Source organism: Ancylobacter amanitiformis (assembly GCF_030814815.1).
GTDB lineage: Bacteria > Pseudomonadota > Alphaproteobacteria > Rhizobiales > Xanthobacteraceae > Ancylobacter > Ancylobacter amanitiformis.
This window is the reverse complement of record NZ_JAUSVR010000002.1, coordinates 384677-400663: the sequence shown is the minus strand read 5'-3', so window position 1 is coordinate 400663 and position 15987 is coordinate 384677. Positions and strand designations below refer to the sequence as shown.

The following is a 15987-nucleotide window of genomic DNA, read 5'->3' as shown; positions in this document are numbered from 1 at the left end:
TGGAAAACCTACCGCGGAGAAACGTACCGCGGAGAAACGTACCGCGGAGAAACGTACCGCGCGGAAACGTACCGCGCGGAAACGTACCGCGATGGAATCGGCCTGTCGGCAAGGCCCGGCCGCGCAACCATCGCCCGTCGCGCGTGCGGGCTACGCCATGCCCTGCTCGGCCAGCAGGCGCCGTGTGTGCGAGCCGGGCGGCAACCGGTCGAGCCGCGCCAGGTCCTCGGGCCGGTCGATGTCGCGGGCGAGGCCGGGAAACTGCGCGAGTTCATGCACCTGCAGCGCGGCCTGCGCCTCGCGGGCATTGGCGAGATGCATGGGAAAGCTGAGCGGGCCGAAGGAGAATCGCAGCCCATCCGGCGGCGAGACGACCAGCGCGTTGGTACCCTCGCGGTCATGCGCCGGCACCACGCTCACCGCCCGCCCGGGCGGATGCGCGGCGACCAGCCGGGCGATCTCGTCGGAGGTCACGGCGGGAATGTCGGAGGGCACGACCAGCATGCCGCTGCGCCGCTCGGCCGCGAGATAGGCGCCGGCCTGGGCGACAGCGGGGTTGAGGCCGCGCACCGCGCCCTCGAACAGCAGCCGCGCGCCATATTCGCCCGCGAGCAACCCCGCCTCCGGATCGGCGGTGACGACGACGATGCCGGCGATCGCCTCCGCTCCGCGCAGCGCGATCAGCACGTCGCACAGCATGGCCCGCGCCAGGGCATGCCGGAACGAGGGCGGAAAGGCGCCGGAAAGGCGCTGCTTGGCCAGCGCGAAATCCTTGACCGGCACCACCGCGAGGATATCACGGCCAGCCCGCGCCGCGCTCACGCGCGCTCCCCCGCGAGGCCGAGCACGATCCGGGCGAGGCGCGTCCGGTCATCCAGCGTGCGCATCAGCGTGGGTGCCGCCACCATGCGCACCCCCGCCCCGGCATCCATGTCGGCGTCCATGCCGGCATCCGCCTCGTCCACCACGAACATGTCGATCAGCCCGGCATAATGGCGGGCGACGGTCGCGGCCGAGGGCACAAGCCCAAGCTCCATCATCATCTTGGCGGTCGGCCCCTTCACCGCCTGCCCGGCGATGATGGGCGAGACGGCGACGACCGGCGCACGCGCCGCCCGCAGCCCCGCGCGCAGCCCCGGCACGGCGAGGATCGGGTCGACGCTCAGATAGGGGTTGGACGGGCAGATGACGATGAGGGCGAGATCGGGGTCCGCCAGCGCCGCCGCCGCGCCGGAGGCCAGGCGCGCCTCGTCCGCCCCCGCGAAATCGAGGCCGACAATGCGCGGCTCGCAGCGCCGGCGGACAAAATATTGCTGGAAGTCGAGCCGGCCCTCCTCGGTATCGACCTGCGTCGCCACCGGGTCGTCGCTCATCGGAACGATCACCGAGCCGATGCCGAGTTGCCGGCTCAGGAAATCGGTAATGCCGGAGAGCGTCTCGCCGGCCGCGAGCCGGCGGGTGCGCTCGACGTGAATGGCGAGATCGCCGTCGCCCAGCTGGAACCAGCTTTCCCGCCCGAGTTCGCCCATGGCGCGCATGAAGGTCCAGGTCTCGTCCCGGCGCCCCCAGCCGCGCACCGGGTCGTCGAGGCCGGACAGCGTGTAGAGCAGCGTGTCGATGTCGGGAGAGATATGGAGGCCGAAATGGCGGAAATCGTCGCCCGTATTGGCGATCACGGTCAACTGGCCGGGCGCGAGCACGCGGTCGAGGCCCAGGGCCAGCTTGGCGCCGCCAATGCCGCCCGACAGCGCCACCACCTTGCCGGGAAAGGAGATCGCGCTCATCGAAACAGGTCCTCGTTCGCGGGTCGGAGAAGCGCGCGCACCGGGCTGGCCGGGGCCGACCACGGAACGCCGCGCAGCAGCACCACTGGCAGCCCCTCCGCCGCCGGCCCCATCAAAAGCGAGGCGCTGGCGGCGATTTCATCGGCCAGCGCGATCATCGTCACCTGCAGCGGGCGGCCGAACAGATCGGCCTCGCCGCGCCGGTCCACCAGCGCCGGCAGGCCGGCGGCGCCGATGGCGGTGCCCACCGTGCCACGCCGCCAGGGCCGGCCGAAACTGTCATTGATGACGATTCCAAGCCTCATCCCCGCCGAAGGAGCCAGCCGCGCGCGCAGCCGCTCGGCGCTGGCATCGGGATCCTCCGGCAGCAGCAGCGCGAAGCCGTCCTCGACATTGGACTGGTCGATACCGGCATTGGCCATGACGAGCCCCAGCCGGTGCTCGACGATGAGCACGCCCGGCGCCTTGCGCACCACGCGCCGGCTCTCGCGCAGGATGAGCTCGACGAGGCGCGCATCCTTGCCCACCTGCTGCGCCAGCGCCAGCGCCGGCACGGAGGGCGTGACATCGGCCAGCGCGACCCGGCGCCCCTCCGCCTTGGAGACGATCTTCTGGGCGACGACCAGCACATCGCCCACGCGCAGCACCAGCCCGGCGCGGTCCAGCGCGGCCGCGATCAGCCCGGCGAGGTCATCGCCCGGCTGAACCAGCGGCAGCCCATCCAGCGCGAGAAGTTCGATCCGGGGCGGCACGCTCATGCGGGCTCAGGTGAAGGCCGCGCGCAGGCGCGGCGCCACGTGTTCGGCGAACAGCCGCAGAAAGCGCGCCTGATCCTCGCCCGGCGCGTGGAAGACCAGATGATTGAAGCCGAGTTCCACATAGGGCCGCACGCGCTCCACCACGTCATCCGGGTCGCTGGAGACGATCCAGCGCCGTGCCGCCCGCTCCAGCGGCAGCGCATCGGCCAGTTTCTCCATTTCCAGAGGGTCCTCGACCGACATTTTTTCCTCCGGCGTCAGGGCCAGCGCCGCCCAGTGCCGCGTGTCCTGCAAGGCGCGTTCCCGGTCGGTATCGAAGGACAGCTTCATCTCGATCATGCGGTCGTAAGTGTCGGCCGAACGACCGGCGGCTTCAAGACCGGCGGCGACATTGGGCAGCAATGTCTCGCGATAGAGGTCCCACGCCTTGCCGCTGGTGCAGATGAAGCCGTCGCCCGCGCGGCCGGCGAATTTCGCCACCATCGGCCCAGCGCCGGCGACATAGATCGGCACCGGGGTCTGCGGGCGGTCGTAGATCGTGGCGCGCTCGGTGCGGTAGAACTCGCCCTCGAAGCTGACGCGCTCCTCGCTCCAGAGCTGGCGGATGAGCCGCACCGCCTCGCGCAGGCGGGCGAAGCGCTCCTTCAGCTCCGGCCAGGGCGCGCCGGTGGCCGGCACCTCATTGAGCGACTCGCCCGACCCCACGCCGAGGATGAGGCGGCCGGGAAAAAGCTGGCCGAGCGTGCCGAAGGCCTGCGCCACCATGGCGGGGTGATGGCGGAAGGTCGGGGTCAGCACGCTGGTGCCGAGCACGATGCGCGAGGTCGCCGCACCCGCCGCGCCGAGCCAGGGCAAGGCCGCCGGCGCGTGCCCGCCCGTGTGCCGCCAGGGCTGGAAATGATCGCTGATGAAGACCGAATCGAAATCGCGGCGCTCCGCCTCCACCGTGAAGTCGAGCAGCGCGCGCGCGTCGAACTGTTCCGCCGACGCCTTGTAACCGAGCCTGAGCACAATCGCCTCCCCATCCACACCGCGAAGATAGAGTGATATTTAGTTGCAGCACAATATATGAAATTATCTTTTTATAACAATGGTGTAATAATATTTATCCCCCGCTCGGCCGCGCGCCTGCGTGCCACCTCGCGGCAAAGCGCTTGTGGCGTCCCGGACAAGGGCTTATCGGGCCAAGCTTGACGCGGAAAAGGGACGCAGCGCGATGAGCCAGCGTGGTACGGCGACGATGATTGCAATCTGCACGGCCATCCTGGTGGCGGCGGCGCTGTTTCTGGCGAGCAGCATCATCGCGCCGGTGGCCTTCGCCCTGTTCATCATCGCGCTGGTCTGGCCGCTGCAGAAAGCGTTGCAGCGCGCCCTGCCGCAGCTTCTGGCGCTGTTCATCACGCTTGCCGTGACCATCGTCGTTCTGCTCAGCCTCGCCTCCCTCACGCTGTGGGGCTTTGGTCGCGCCGCCCAATGGCTGATCGCCAATGCGGCGCGGTTCCAGGCGCTGTACATGAGCGGGGCGGGCTGGCTCGAAGGACACGGGCTCTATGTCGCCGGCACCTTTGTCGAGACGTTCAACGTCAGCTGGCTGATCCGCTTCTTCCAGGGCGTGGCCAGCCGGGTGAACGGCATGGTCGGCTTCGGCGTGGTCACCGCCATCTTCGTCATGCTCGGCCTGCTGGAAGTGGACGTGATCCGCGCCAAGCTGGCCGGCGCCGAACTGGGCGAGGGTGGCCGCCGGCTGCTGGTGGCGAGCGAGGAGATCGCGCGCAAGTTCCGCCGCTACATGCTGGTGCGCAGCGTGATGAGCGCCTTTACCGGCCTCGCCATCTGGGCGTTCGCCGCCGCGGCCGGGCTGGACCTTGCCTTCGCCTGGGGCGTCATCGCCTTCGTGCTGAACTATATTCCGTTCATCGGCCCGCTGATGGCGACGCTGCTGCCCACGCTGTTCGCCGTCGCCCAGTTCGAATCCTGGCAGATGGCGGTGGCGGTGTTCGCCGGCATGAACGTCATCCAGTTTTTCTCCGGCAGCTATATCGAGCCGCGCATCGCCGGCAAGGCGCTCGCCATGTCGCCTTTCATCGTGCTGCTGTCGGTGTTCTTCTGGGCCTTCATGTGGGGCCTGCCCGGCGCCTTCATCGGCGTGCCGGTAATGATCGCCGTGCTGGTTCTGTGCGACCAGTATGATGGCAGCCGCTGGGTGGCGCGGCTGCTCTCGGGGCGGACGCCGGATCCGGCGTAGGAAACGGGCGTGGGGCAGCAGGCGCGGGAAATGCGCGCAGGGAAACGGGGAACGCCGTCATGATGAGGCTCAAGCGCCTTCTGAAGCTTCTGGTCGGCGCGCTGCTGCTGGTCTTCGTCACCTTCATGGCGACGCGCATCTATTTCGCCCAGAGCGGCGCCCCGCTGGAGCCCTGGCACACGTTCGTGCCGCACGAGCTCAGCATCGCGGAGATGGACAAGGGCGACTGGTCCTCCTACCTCGCCGCCGAGGATCGCATCTTCCGCGACGTCGACGCGGAAGTGGTGCAGAAGCTGGACGACGCGGAGCGGATCCCCTCCAATCGCTATTTCTCCGGCAGCATCGTCTATCCCGCGCGCTTCGCCCATGACTGGAACCGCTCCTACACGCTGGACCCGCAGGGGGTGGTTGCGGGGGCGCCAAAGGGCGCCGTCGTGCTGCTGCACGGGCTGACCGATTCACCCTACAGCCTGCGCCACGTCGCTCGGCTCTATGCCGATGCCGGCTATGCCGTCATCGCCCCGCGCCTGCCCGGCCACGGCACGGTGCCGGCGGGCCTCACCGATGTGGAATGGGAAGACTGGCTCGCCGCCACCCGGCTCGCGGTGCGCGAGGCCCGCCGCCGGGCGGGGCCGGAGGGGGAGCTGCACATTGTCGGCTTCTCCAATGGCGGCGCGCTGGCGCTGAAATACGCGCTCGACGCGCTGGACGATCCGGCGCTGCCGCGCGTCGACCGGCTGGTGCTGATCTCGCCGATGATCGGCATCACCCGCTTCGCGCGCTTCGCCGGCCTTGCCGGGTTGCCGGCTTTCCTGCCGGCCTTCGCCAAGGCGGCCTGGCTGGCGGTGCTGCCCGAGTTCAACCCGTTCAAGTACAACTCGTTTCCGGTCAATGGCGCGCGCCAGTCGCACCGCCTGACCACGGCGCTGCAGGATTCGATCGCGGCGCAGGCGCGCAAGGGCAATCTGGGCGCCCTTCCCCCGGCGCTCACCTTCCAGTCGGTGATGGACTTCACCGTCTCGACGCGGGCGATCATCACCGCCTTCTATGCGCTGCTGCCGGAGAATGGCAGCGAACTGGTGCTGTTCGACATCAACCGCAACACCAAGCTCGGCCCGCTGCTGCGGGCGGCGACCTATGCCGCCCTGACGCGCATGCTGCCGCCGGCGCCGCGCCATTTCCGCACCACCATCGTCACCAATGTTCAGGGCACCGACGAGGTATCGGAACACTCGGTGGCGGCCGGTGCCACCGAGGAAACCGTGCGCCCGCTCGGGCTGGCCTACCCGCGCGACGTCTACTCGCTCTCCCATGTCGCGCTGCCCTTCCCCTCCAGCGACGGGCTCTACGGTTCGGATCCCGATCCGGCCGACGATTTCGGCCTCCAACTCGGGGCGATGGCGATACGCGGCGAGCGCGGGGCGCTGATCGTCAATCTCGACACGCTGGTGCGCATGTCGTCCAACCCGTTCTTCCCCTACATGCAGCAGCGGATCGGCGACGACATCGCGCCCGCATCCACCAAGCCGCCCGTCGGCCCACCCGCTGCCTCGCCGGCCAACGCGGCCCCATCCCCGCGCGCACCCGATGAAGCCATGCCGGAAACCATCCTGCCGGATGCGGCGATGCCGGAAACGCCCGAGACCGCCGCCCCCTGACACGAAAAAGGCCGCGCCCGATAGCGGACGCGGCCTGGGAAACCGTTCTGCCAAACGCGCGACGATCGATCGGATCGCCGCCGCGCGCGCGTGGCCTTTAGTTGGCGGTGGCCGCACCGATGACCGCGCCGGTGCCCGCGCCAATGGCGCCACCGATCGCCGCGCCCGTGCCGCCGCCCGCGATGCCGCCGATGATGGCGCCCGCGCCGCCGCCGATCAGCGCGCCGCCGGCGGTGCGCTTCTCGGTGGTGGTGCAGCCGGCCATGGCCAGCGCGACGATACCCACGGCCGCGACCTTCACCGCGATCGACTTCGTCATGATCAAACTCCCCTTCATGGAGCCGGGAACCCCTCCCGGCCGCTCAACTCGTGGCGATAGGTGATTCGCCCGATTGGACCGGCGGCTTTCTACCTCAAGCCGGCGCCGCGCGAGGGATGGGTGAGCCCCCGCCCCTCGCACGGCGATGTCAGGAAACGACAGAAGCCTGCCTGGCGGCCGGCGGCGTGTCGCGCACGACCGCGACATAGAGCGCCGGCAGGAAGATCAGCGTCAGCACCGTCGCCACCAGCAGCCCGCCCATGATGGCAAAGGCCATCGGCCCCCAGAACACGGTCGGCGCGATCGGGATCATGCCGAGCACGGTGGAGACGGCGGTGAGCATGATCGGCCGGAAGCGGGCCGAGCTTGCCTCGATCACCGCCTCGCGCACGGGCTTGCCCTCCGCGCGCTCCGCCTCGATCTGGCCGATCAGGATCACCGCGTTCTTGATGATCATGCCGATCAGCGCGAGGATGCCGAGGATCGCCACGAAGCCGAGCGGGCGCTGGAACAGCAGCAGCGCCAGCACCACGCCGATCAGCCCCAGCGGCGCCACGCTGAGCACCAGCGCCATCAGCGTGAAGCGGCGCAGCTGGAACATCAGCACAGTCACCATGATGAGCAGCATCAGGGGCACCACGGCGACCACCGAGGCCAGCGACTTTGTGCTCTCCTCCACCGTGCCGCCGGTCTCGATGCGGTAGCCGGCCGGCAGCGACGCCGACAGTTCCTCGATCTTCGGCGCGAGCGGGCCCACCACCTCGTCGGGCAGCACGCCCGGCGCGACATCCGCCTGCACGGTCAGGCTCGGCACACGGTCGCGCCGCCACACCAGCGGGTAGGTCTGCTCATACTCGAAGGTCGCGAACTGGCTGAGCGGCACCGTGCGCCCGCCGGCGATCGGCACCTGCACCGTGCGCAGCGTGTCGAGCGAGACGCGCTCCTCATCGGTGGCGCGCAGCACGACGTCGACGAGATAGATGTCGTCGCGCACCTGCGTCACCGGCGCGCCCGTGATCATGGTGTTGAGCACGCTGCCAATGGCCTGCGTGCTCAGGCCCAGCCGACGGGCCTCGTCCTGGTTGACGCGGATGCGGATCTCGCGCGCGGGCTCGATCCAGTCGTAATTGACCAGCCGCGTATCCGGGTTGGCCGCGACCACGTCGGCCAGCCGATACGCGATATCGCGCACCGTGCCGAGATCCGGGCCGATCACCCGGTACTGGATCGGCCATCCCACCGGAGGGCCGAGTTCCAGCGGATAGACCCGCCCGACCACGCCGGGAAAGTCCTGTGCGAGGCGCTGCTCCAGCCGCTGCTGCAGCCGGTCGCGCGCAGCCACGTCCTTGGCCACCACCACCGCCTGCGCGAAGAAGTCATTGGGCAGTTGCGCGTTGAGCGGCAGGTAGAAGCGGATGGCGCCCTCGCCGACATAGGTGCTCCAGCGGTCGACATCGGTGTCGCCCTTAAGCGCCGCGTCGAAGCGCTCGACCGCCGATTGCGTGGCGTAGATCGAGGCATTCTGCGGCAGGCTGATGTCGACCAGCAGTTCCGGCCGGTCCGAGGACGGGAAGAACTGCGAGGGGATCAGCGGCATCAGCAGGAAGGCGCCGACAAAGGCCGCCAGCGTCGCCGGAATGGTGATCCAGCGCGCGGTGATCGCCGCTCCGAGGAAGCCCCGGTACAGCTTCATGATCCGGCCCGGCTCGGTGGAGGTGCCGGGCTTCGGAGGCCTGAGAATCGCAAGGCCGAGCAGCGGCGCGAACAGCACCGCCACCACCCACGATACCAAAAGCGCGATCGCCACGACCGCGAACAGCGAGAAGGTGTATTCACCGGCCGAACTCGCCGCGAAGCCCACCGGCACGAACCCGGCGATCGTTACCAGCGTGCCGGCCAGCATGGCGAAGGCATAGGCCTTGAAGGCATAGGTGGCCGCCACTTCCTTCGGCTCGCCGAGCGCGAGGCGGTTGATGGTGGCATCGGTCGTCGTCATGGCGTCGTCGACCATCAGCGCCAGCGCGATGATCAGCGCGCCGAGCGAGATGCGCTGCATGTCGATGCCGGCGATCTGCATGATCGCGAACACCGCCGCCAGCGTGAGCGGAATGGACAGCGCCACGATCAGGCCGGGGCGCACGCCGAGCGCGAGGAAGCTGACGACGAGGATGATGGCGATCGCCTGCCAGAGCGATTCCATGAACTCCGAGATGGCGCCCTTCACCGTCACCGCCTGGTCGGCGACGAGATGCGCCTCGATGCCGATGGGCAGTTCGGCGGTGATCGCCTTCATCGACCTGTCGATATTGGCGCCGAGGGCGAGAATGTCGCCGCCTTCCTTCATGGCGATGGCGAGGCCGATGGCCGGCTGGCCGTTCACCCGGAACATCGGCTGCGGCGGATCGACGAAGCCGCGCCGCACCGTGGCGATGTCGGCGAGGCGCAGCATGCGCCCGTTCACCGCGAAATTGATGTTGGCGATGTCCTGCTCGGAGCCGAACGCGCCGGTCACGTCGAGCGCCAGCTTCTCGTCGCCGGTCTGCACCGTGCCCGAAGGCTGCACCACGTTCTGGCTGCGCAGCGCCTCCACCAGAGCGAGGCGGTCGACGCCGAGCGCGGCGAGCTGGCGGGCCGAAAACTCGACATAGACACGCTCGTCCTGCGCGCCCAGGATCTGGATCTGCGAGACGTCCGGCACCTGCAGCAGCTTGGAGCGCGCGGCCTCGACATAGTCGCGCAGCTGGCGATGGGTGAAGCCGTCGGCGGTAAAGCCGTAGATCAGGCCGAACGTGTCACCGAACTCGTCGTTGAAGCCGGGCCCGACCACGCCGGCCGGCAGGGTGCGGCGCATGTCCGCCACGCGCTTGCGCACCTGGTACCAGACCTCCGGCACCTGTGCCGCCGTGGTCGCCCCATCGAGATTCACGAAGATGGTGGTGACGCCCGGGCGGGTATAGCTGCGCAGAAAGTCGAGATGAGGCACTTCCTGCAGCGTGCGCTCGAGGCGCTCCGTCACCTGCTGCAGCGTGTCCTCCATGCTCGCGCCCGGCCATGCCGCCTGCACGACCATGGTCTTGATGATGAAGGAGGGATCCTCGCTGCGGCCGAGGCGGAAATAGGAGAACAGCCCCGCCCCGACCACCACGAGCATGAAGAAGATGACGAGCGAACGCTGCCGCAGCGCCCAGGCGGACAGATTGAATCCCATCACGAACCCTGCCCGAGCAGCCGCACCGCCTGGCCCGGATGCAGCGCCTGCACCCCGGCCGTCACCACGATGTCGCCTTCACCCAGCCCGGAGGCCACCATCACCGTCGCCGGATTGAACCGCGCCACCTCGATATTGCGCAGCGACACGGTCAGCGTCGCCGGATCGACGATCCACACCGCCGGGCGGCTCTGATAGGCGGTGAGCGCCGAGGCCGGGATCTCGATGCTCGCGCCGGCATCCAGATGCACGCGCCCGTTCACGCTGGAGCCCAGCCGCATCGCCTCGGGCGGATTGTCGAGCCCCACCCGCACGCGGAAGGTGCGCGTCACCGGGTCGGCCTGCGGGGCCACCTCGCGAACGCGGCCCGTCGCCTTCACGGCCGGATCATCGACGAGCGAGACCTCGATCAGCGGATTGGCGGGTACCGCGCGCAGCAGCTGCGCGGGCACGTCGAACACCGCGTCGCGCCCGCCCTGCCGGGCGAGCTGCACGATCAACTGGCCGGCCTGCACCACCTCGCCGGGCTCGGCGCCGCGCGCCGTCACCACGCCCGGGGCGTCGGCCACCAGTTCGGTATAGCCCACATTATCCTCGGCGATCTTGAGCTGCGCCTCCGCATCGTCCACCGCCGACTGCGCGCTGCGCAGCCCCTGGGCGGCGTCGTCATGAATGGCGCGGGTGGTGAAGCCGTTGCCGAGCAGGCGCTCCTGCCGCTCGAAATGGTTCTGCGCCTGAACGAGGCGGCCTTCCGCGGCGGTCAGCGCCGCCTGCGCCGAGCGCCGCCCGTTCAGCGCGTTCTGCGGATCGAGCCGCGCCACGACCTGGCCGGCGGTGACACGATCCCCGACATTGACGAGACGTTCGATCATGCGGCCGCCGACGCGGAAGGCGAGCGCGGCCTCATCTTCGGCCTGCACGTCGCCGGTGAGCGTCACCACGTCGCCGGCGGTGCCGATCTCGACCGTGACCGAACGCACAGGGCGAACCGGCGCGGGCGCATCCTCGTCGCCGGCATCGCAACCGGCCACCGCGAGGGCGAGCAGCGCGACAAGCACCAGCCCTCCCATGCGCCGGCCATGGCCCGCGTCGGCCCTGTTGCCCAGGCCAGGCGCCGCCCGGTGCTCCGCTCGATTCCCATCCCGCATGTCCCGGCAGACTCCTCACTATGATCTCGCCATTATGGCACCGATTGGCGCCGCCGGACACGACCGCAATAAGACAGGACATAGCCGCGTGAAGGGATGACATAGGCGCGTGGCGTCTCGGCCACGCGCCGGTGCGAAAGGGCAACGCCGCGGCGCAATCACATCCGCATCCGACGCGGGCGGCACGCGGCGCTTGAGCCGGAGGCCGGCCCGCTGTAACCGTTCCAGGGCGCGGAAGAGACCCCGCGAGGGACCAGTGGCGGCCGAGGTAGCGTGGTGAGTGACGGTGCAGCAGGTCCCCGGCAGGCGGCTCGGCAGAACGACGCGCAGACCCGCGTGCGGGCCGGCGTGCGGGCCGAAGCGGTGAAGCGCATGGGAGCCTTTGCCGGACGTCGCGCCGGCCTTTGCGCCCTCCTCCTTCTCGGCACGCTGATCGCGGCCTGTGCCAGCCGGCCGACGGGCGTGCTTGGCCCGGTGGCGCAGACGGCCACCGATGCGACCGAAGTCAACATGCTGGTCGCGACCACGCGGGCGCCCTCGACCGATCCGAACGTGCTGTTCACCGGCGAGCGCAACCCGAAAGTGTCGCTGACCGCCTTCACCGTCTCGATTCCGCCCGATGACCGGCGCCAGATCGGGCAGGTGCAGTGGCCGCGCAGCCTGCCCTCCAATCCGCAGACCGATTTCGCCACACTCGCGGTGAAGCCGCTGGACGGCACCAAGGCGGCCAAGAACTGGCTGGACCAGAATCTGCCGCCCAGCCGCCGCGTGCTGATCTTCGTGCACGGCTTCAACAACCGCTTCGAGGACGCGGTCTACCGCTTCGCCCAGATCACCCATGATTCACGCTCGGACGCGGCGCCGGTGCTGTTCACCTGGCCCTCGCGCGCCCGGGTGTTCGATTATCTGTTCGATCGCGAGAGCACGATCTTCTCGCGCGATGCCTTCGAGGAAACCGTCTGGCAGGTGGCGAGCGACCCCCGGGTCAACGACGTCATCATCATGGCGCACTCCATGGGCGCCTGGCTCGCCATGGAAGGGCTGCGGCAGATGGCGATCCGCCGGGGAAAACTGCCGGCGAAGATCAGCAACGTCATTCTCGCGGCGCCCGATGTCGACGTGGACGTGTTCGCCTCGCAATGGCGCTCGCTGAACAGCCCCAAGGCGCGTTTCACGCTGTTCGTCTCGCAGGATGACCGCGCGCTGCAGCTCTCGCGGCGCATTTCCGGCGGCGTCGACCGGCTCGGCCTCGTGGATGCGCAGCACTTCTACGCGGAACTGGAGAAGACCGGCATCGTGGTGATCGACCTCACCGCCCTGCGCAGCGGCGACGACGCGCTCAACCATGGCCGTTTCGCCGCCTCCCCCGAAGTGGTGAAGGCGATCGGCCAGCGGCTGGTGAACGGGCAGACGGTGACGGATTCCGACGTGAGCCTGGGCGACCGCATCGGCGTCGCCGCCATGGGCGTTGGCCAGACGGTGGGCAGCGCCGCCGGCCTCGTCATCAGCGCACCGATCGCGGTGGTCGATCCGGCGACGCGCAACACCTACCAGAGCCAGGTCCAGCAGCTCGGCCGCTCGGTCAGCGAGACGGTGGAAAATCCCGCCGCCGACTAGGGCATTTTCGAGCGACGTGGATTCCGGTTCGCGTGAAGAAAATGCGTCAGAACAATAAACTAGAGCTTTTCCAGTGAACCGGAATTCACCGGAAAAGCTCTAGGACGGCGGCGGGTCGATCGCCGTGCGCGCGAGACGCGCCGTTACCAGCTGCGGACCCAGCGGCCCGGCTCGTAGATCCACTGGCCGCGACGCAGCACCCAGCGCGGGCCGGCATAGGTGAAGCCGCGGCGGTTTTCCTCCCAATGGCCGGGGAGCCAGTTCCAGCCGTGGCGGCCGGTCCAGTTCCAGTGCCCGGGAATCCAGGTGTAGCCCCGGCGCGGAGCCGGGCGCGGCTCGCGCTGCGGCCGGGGCGGCGGGCCAGGGGGGCCGGCCGGGCGCGCGCCGGGCGGGGGCGGCGGGGCCCCTTGCGCATCGGCCGCGGCAATGAGGGCCGCACCCGCCGGCACGGTCAGCGCGGCGGCGATGAGGCTCCGGAAGAGCGAGCGTCGTGAGAGCATCGGCAGGTCCTTGAATAACGGCCGTGAACAAACGCCGTTCCCGAACGAATCGGCGATCAGCTGGCGAGATAGCCGATGACGGCCGCATTGACGATGTCGATGAAGAAGGCCGAGACCAGCGGCAGAATGATGAAGGCGCGCGGCGCCGCGCCGTGCGTCTTGGTCACGGCCGTCATGTTGGCGATGGCGGTCGGCGTCGCCCCCAGGCTGATGCCGGTGAAGCCCGCCGCCAGCACCGCCGCCTCGTAATTCCGGCCCATGGCCGGGAAGACGATGAACACGATGTAGAGAACCGCCGCCAGCGTCTGCAGGCCGAGCACCAGCATCAGCGCCGGCCCGAGCCCGCCCAGCGTCCACAGCTGCATGCTCATCAGCGACATCGACAGGAACACGTTGAGCGAGCAGTCGGACACCAGCGCCAGCGCGCGGGTGCGCGTCGGCCACACCAGGTTCGGCAGCAGGCGCGGCACGGTATTGGTCATCACGATGGCGACCAGAAGGCAGACCACGAAGAGCGGCAGCTTGAGCGCCACCTCATCCAGCAGTTCATCGACGAAGAAGCCGATCAGGATGGCCACGTTCAGCACCAGCACGGTGCGCAGCAGGCTGACATGGCTGACATCGTCGCGCACGCCATGCTCGCTCTTCTCCGGCAGGCCGATCACGTCGACGCCCGTCTTCGGCCCGTGCAGGTCATGGCGCGAGATCAGGTGGCGGGCGATCGGCCCGCCGACGAGGCTGGCCACCACGAGGCCCAGCGTGGCGGTGGCGATGCCGACTTCCATGGCGTTGGCGATGTTGAAGCGCTCGGTGATCAGCGGCGCCCACGCGATGGTGGTGCCGTGCCCGCCGATCAGCGATGCCGAGCCGAGGAACACGGTGAGCCCCTCCGGAAGGCCCAGAGCCGCGACGCTGCCGGCGGCGATCAGGTTCTGCAGCACCAGGAAGACGACGGTCAGGATCAGCAGAACCAGAAGCGGCCGGCCGCCGGTGATGAGGTCGTCGAGCTTGGCGTTGAGGCCGATGCCGGTGAAGAAATAGAGCAGCAGCATGTCGCGCGCTTCGAGCGCGAAGCGGATTTCGACATCGAGGAAGCGGTAGGCGAGGAACGTCGCCAGCGCCATCAGCAGGCCGCCCGTCACCGCCTCGGGAATGTTCCAGGCCTTGAGCGGGGGAATCGCCCGGTTGATGGCCACGCCCGCGAAGAACACCACGATGGCGATGGTGAAGGTCAGAAAGCCCGGCGTCTCAAGCGTCGTCATCGTCTCCCCCTAGGCGCTGCGCTCGTCAGGTCAGAACGACCCGACGAACGAGCCGAGCAGGATGACCGCGACCAAGGCGACGATGGCGCCCACGATGCCGACCATGACGATGTCGAGATAGCTCTCGCGATGCGTTGTGCCGCAGACCGCGAGCAAAGTCACCACCGCGCCGTTATGAGGCAGGCTGTCCAGCGTGCCCGAGCCGATCACCGCCACGCGGTGCAGCAGCGCCGGGTCAAGGCCGATCTCGGCGGCAAGCTTCATGTAGGTCGGGCCCAGGGCGTCGAGCGCGATGGTGAGGCCGCCCGAGGCCGAGCCGGTGAGCGCGGCCAGCACATTGGTGGCGATGGCGAGCGAGACCAGCGGGCCGCCCTCGATGCCGAGCACCCATTCGCGCACCAGCTCGAACGCCGGCAGCGCCGCGACCACCGCGCCGAAGCCGACCAGGCTGGCGACGCTGAACACCGGCAGAACCGAAGCGTTGGCGCCGGCATCCAGCGTGGCGCGCAGGCCCGGCAGGCGGCGCCAGTTGATCGCCAGCGCGACGAGAATCGCCGCCGTCAGCGCCACCACTACCGACCACACGCCGCCGACCGCGGAGAGGCTCGTCCCGCCCCAGCGCGGCTCGGCGAGGAAGGCGACATCCATCTGCGGCAGGATGACGAGCGACATCAGCAGGTTGACGACGACGACCACCACGAGCGGCAGCGCGGCGAGCCCGAAGGACGGCTTGGTATAGGCATGCACGCCGTTATGGATCTCGGCCGGGTCGAATTCATGCGCGGTGGTGGCCCGCTCGCGGATGATCGGGTCCTCGGCGGCGGCATCCACCGGCGCGGTGGCGTCCGCCGGACCGAAGCCCTCCCCGGCCAGCCGCGCCCGGCCTTCCGCGCGCCCGAGCCACCACAGGCCGAAGGCGAGCATGATGACCGAGGCGATGATGCCGAGCCCGGGCGCGGCGAAGGGCGTGGTGCCGAAGAACGGCATGGGGATGGCGTTCTGGATCGAGGGCGTGCCGGGCAGCGCCGACATGGTGAAGGTGGAGGTGCCGAGCGCGATGGCGGCGGGCATCAGCCGGCGCGGAATGCCGGCCTGACGGAACAGCGCGATGCCCATCGGCGCCAGCACGAAGAAGGCGACGAACAGGCTCACGCCGCCATAGGTGACGAAGGCGCCGGCCAGCACCACCGCCAGCATCGCCCGCCTTGTGCCGAGCTTCTCGGTCATGAACTCGGCGATCGACGTCACCGAGCCGCTGTCGTCCATGATCTTGCCGAACAGCGCGCCGAGCAGGAACAGCGGGAAGAACTGCGCGATGAAGCGCGCGCCGCTGCCCATGAAGGTCTGCGTCCAGTGCGCCAGCAGCGGCTCGCCCGCGAAAGCGGCGGCAATGAGCGCGGCGACGGGCGCGAGGAGCAGCACGCTCCAGCCGCGGAAAGCGAGTGCGACGAGCAGGCCGAGGCCGACCAGAATGCCGATGAGACCCAT

General features: G+C 69.2%; 12 protein-coding genes and 1 pseudogene. 3 read left to right on the top strand and 10 right to left on the bottom strand.

The window, feature by feature from the left end:
• Nucleotides 1-150 precede the first annotated feature (150 nt).
• From cofC to fgd, 4 genes are read right to left on the bottom strand one after another with little or no spacing between them, the layout of a single operon-like run.
• Nucleotides 151-822: a 2-phospho-L-lactate guanylyltransferase gene (gene cofC / locus QOZ99_RS04910; RefSeq protein WP_306888835.1), complete on the bottom strand. Its 672-nt coding sequence runs from the start codon at nt 820-822 to the stop codon at nt 151-153.
• Nucleotides 819-1784, bottom strand: a complete 966-nt coding sequence (gene cofD, locus QOZ99_RS04905) for a 2-phospho-L-lactate transferase (RefSeq protein WP_306888834.1) — start codon at nt 1782-1784, stop codon at nt 819-821. Before cofD ends, cofC begins: the two co-directional genes overlap by 4 nt.
• Nucleotides 1781-2542, bottom strand: a complete 762-nt coding sequence (cofE, locus tag QOZ99_RS04900; RefSeq protein ID WP_306888833.1) for a coenzyme F420-0:L-glutamate ligase — start codon at nt 2540-2542, stop codon at nt 1781-1783. The genes cofD and cofE overlap by 4 nt, the downstream gene beginning before the upstream one ends.
• Nucleotides 2543-2548: 6 nt before the next feature.
• Nucleotides 2549-3553 (bottom strand): glucose-6-phosphate dehydrogenase (coenzyme-F420), encoded by a 1005-nt coding sequence (gene fgd, locus QOZ99_RS04895; RefSeq protein WP_306888831.1) that lies wholly within the window; start codon nt 3551-3553, stop codon nt 2549-2551.
• Nucleotides 3554-3758: 205 nt separating this feature from the next.
• On the opposite strand from fgd, the gene QOZ99_RS04890 reads away from it, so the two are divergent.
• Nucleotides 3759-4787, top strand: a complete 1029-nt coding sequence (locus QOZ99_RS04890; RefSeq protein ID WP_306888830.1) for an AI-2E family transporter — start codon at nt 3759-3761, stop codon at nt 4785-4787.
• Nucleotides 4788-4849: 62 nt separating this feature from the next.
• Nucleotides 4850-6445 (top strand): alpha/beta hydrolase, encoded by a 1596-nt coding sequence (locus QOZ99_RS04885; protein WP_306888987.1) that lies wholly within the window; start codon nt 4850-4852, stop codon nt 6443-6445.
• A 118-nt stretch (nt 6446-6563) separates the two neighbouring features.
• On the opposite strand, the pseudogene QOZ99_RS04880 reads toward QOZ99_RS04885, so the two are convergent.
• The 3 genes and pseudogenes from QOZ99_RS04880 to QOZ99_RS04870 form a co-directional block, all read right to left on the bottom strand.
• Nucleotides 6564-6764, bottom strand: a pseudogene (locus QOZ99_RS04880) (YMGG-like glycine zipper-containing protein); the annotation flags it as partial.
• A 148-nt stretch (nt 6765-6912) separates the two neighbouring features.
• Nucleotides 6913-9972, bottom strand: coding sequence for an efflux RND transporter permease subunit (locus QOZ99_RS04875; RefSeq protein ID WP_306888827.1), 3060 nt, complete (start codon nt 9970-9972; stop codon nt 6913-6915).
• Nucleotides 9972-11042, bottom strand: a complete 1071-nt coding sequence (locus QOZ99_RS04870) for an efflux RND transporter periplasmic adaptor subunit (protein ID WP_306888825.1) — start codon at nt 11040-11042, stop codon at nt 9972-9974. The genes QOZ99_RS04875 and QOZ99_RS04870 overlap by 1 nt, the downstream gene beginning before the upstream one ends.
• A gap of 450 nt (nt 11043-11492) precedes the next feature.
• On the opposite strand from QOZ99_RS04870, the gene QOZ99_RS04865 reads away from it, so the two are divergent.
• Complete coding sequence (locus QOZ99_RS04865) at nt 11493-12737, top strand: alpha/beta hydrolase (RefSeq protein WP_306888986.1); 1245 nt, start codon at nt 11493-11495, stop codon at nt 12735-12737.
• A gap of 143 nt (nt 12738-12880) precedes the next feature.
• Here QOZ99_RS04865 and QOZ99_RS04860 read toward each other — a convergent pair whose 3' ends face one another.
• From QOZ99_RS04860 to QOZ99_RS04850, 3 genes are read right to left on the bottom strand one after another with little or no spacing between them, the layout of a single operon-like run.
• Nucleotides 12881-13237, bottom strand: coding sequence for a hypothetical protein (locus tag QOZ99_RS04860; protein ID WP_306888824.1), 357 nt, complete (start codon nt 13235-13237; stop codon nt 12881-12883).
• Between the two features lie 56 nt (nt 13238-13293).
• Nucleotides 13294-14499, bottom strand: a complete 1206-nt coding sequence (gltS, locus tag QOZ99_RS04855; protein ID WP_306888823.1) for a sodium/glutamate symporter — start codon at nt 14497-14499, stop codon at nt 13294-13296.
• Nucleotides 14500-14529: 30 nt separating this feature from the next.
• Complete coding sequence (locus QOZ99_RS04850) at nt 14530-15987, bottom strand: GntP family permease (RefSeq protein WP_306888822.1); 1458 nt, start codon at nt 15985-15987, stop codon at nt 14530-14532.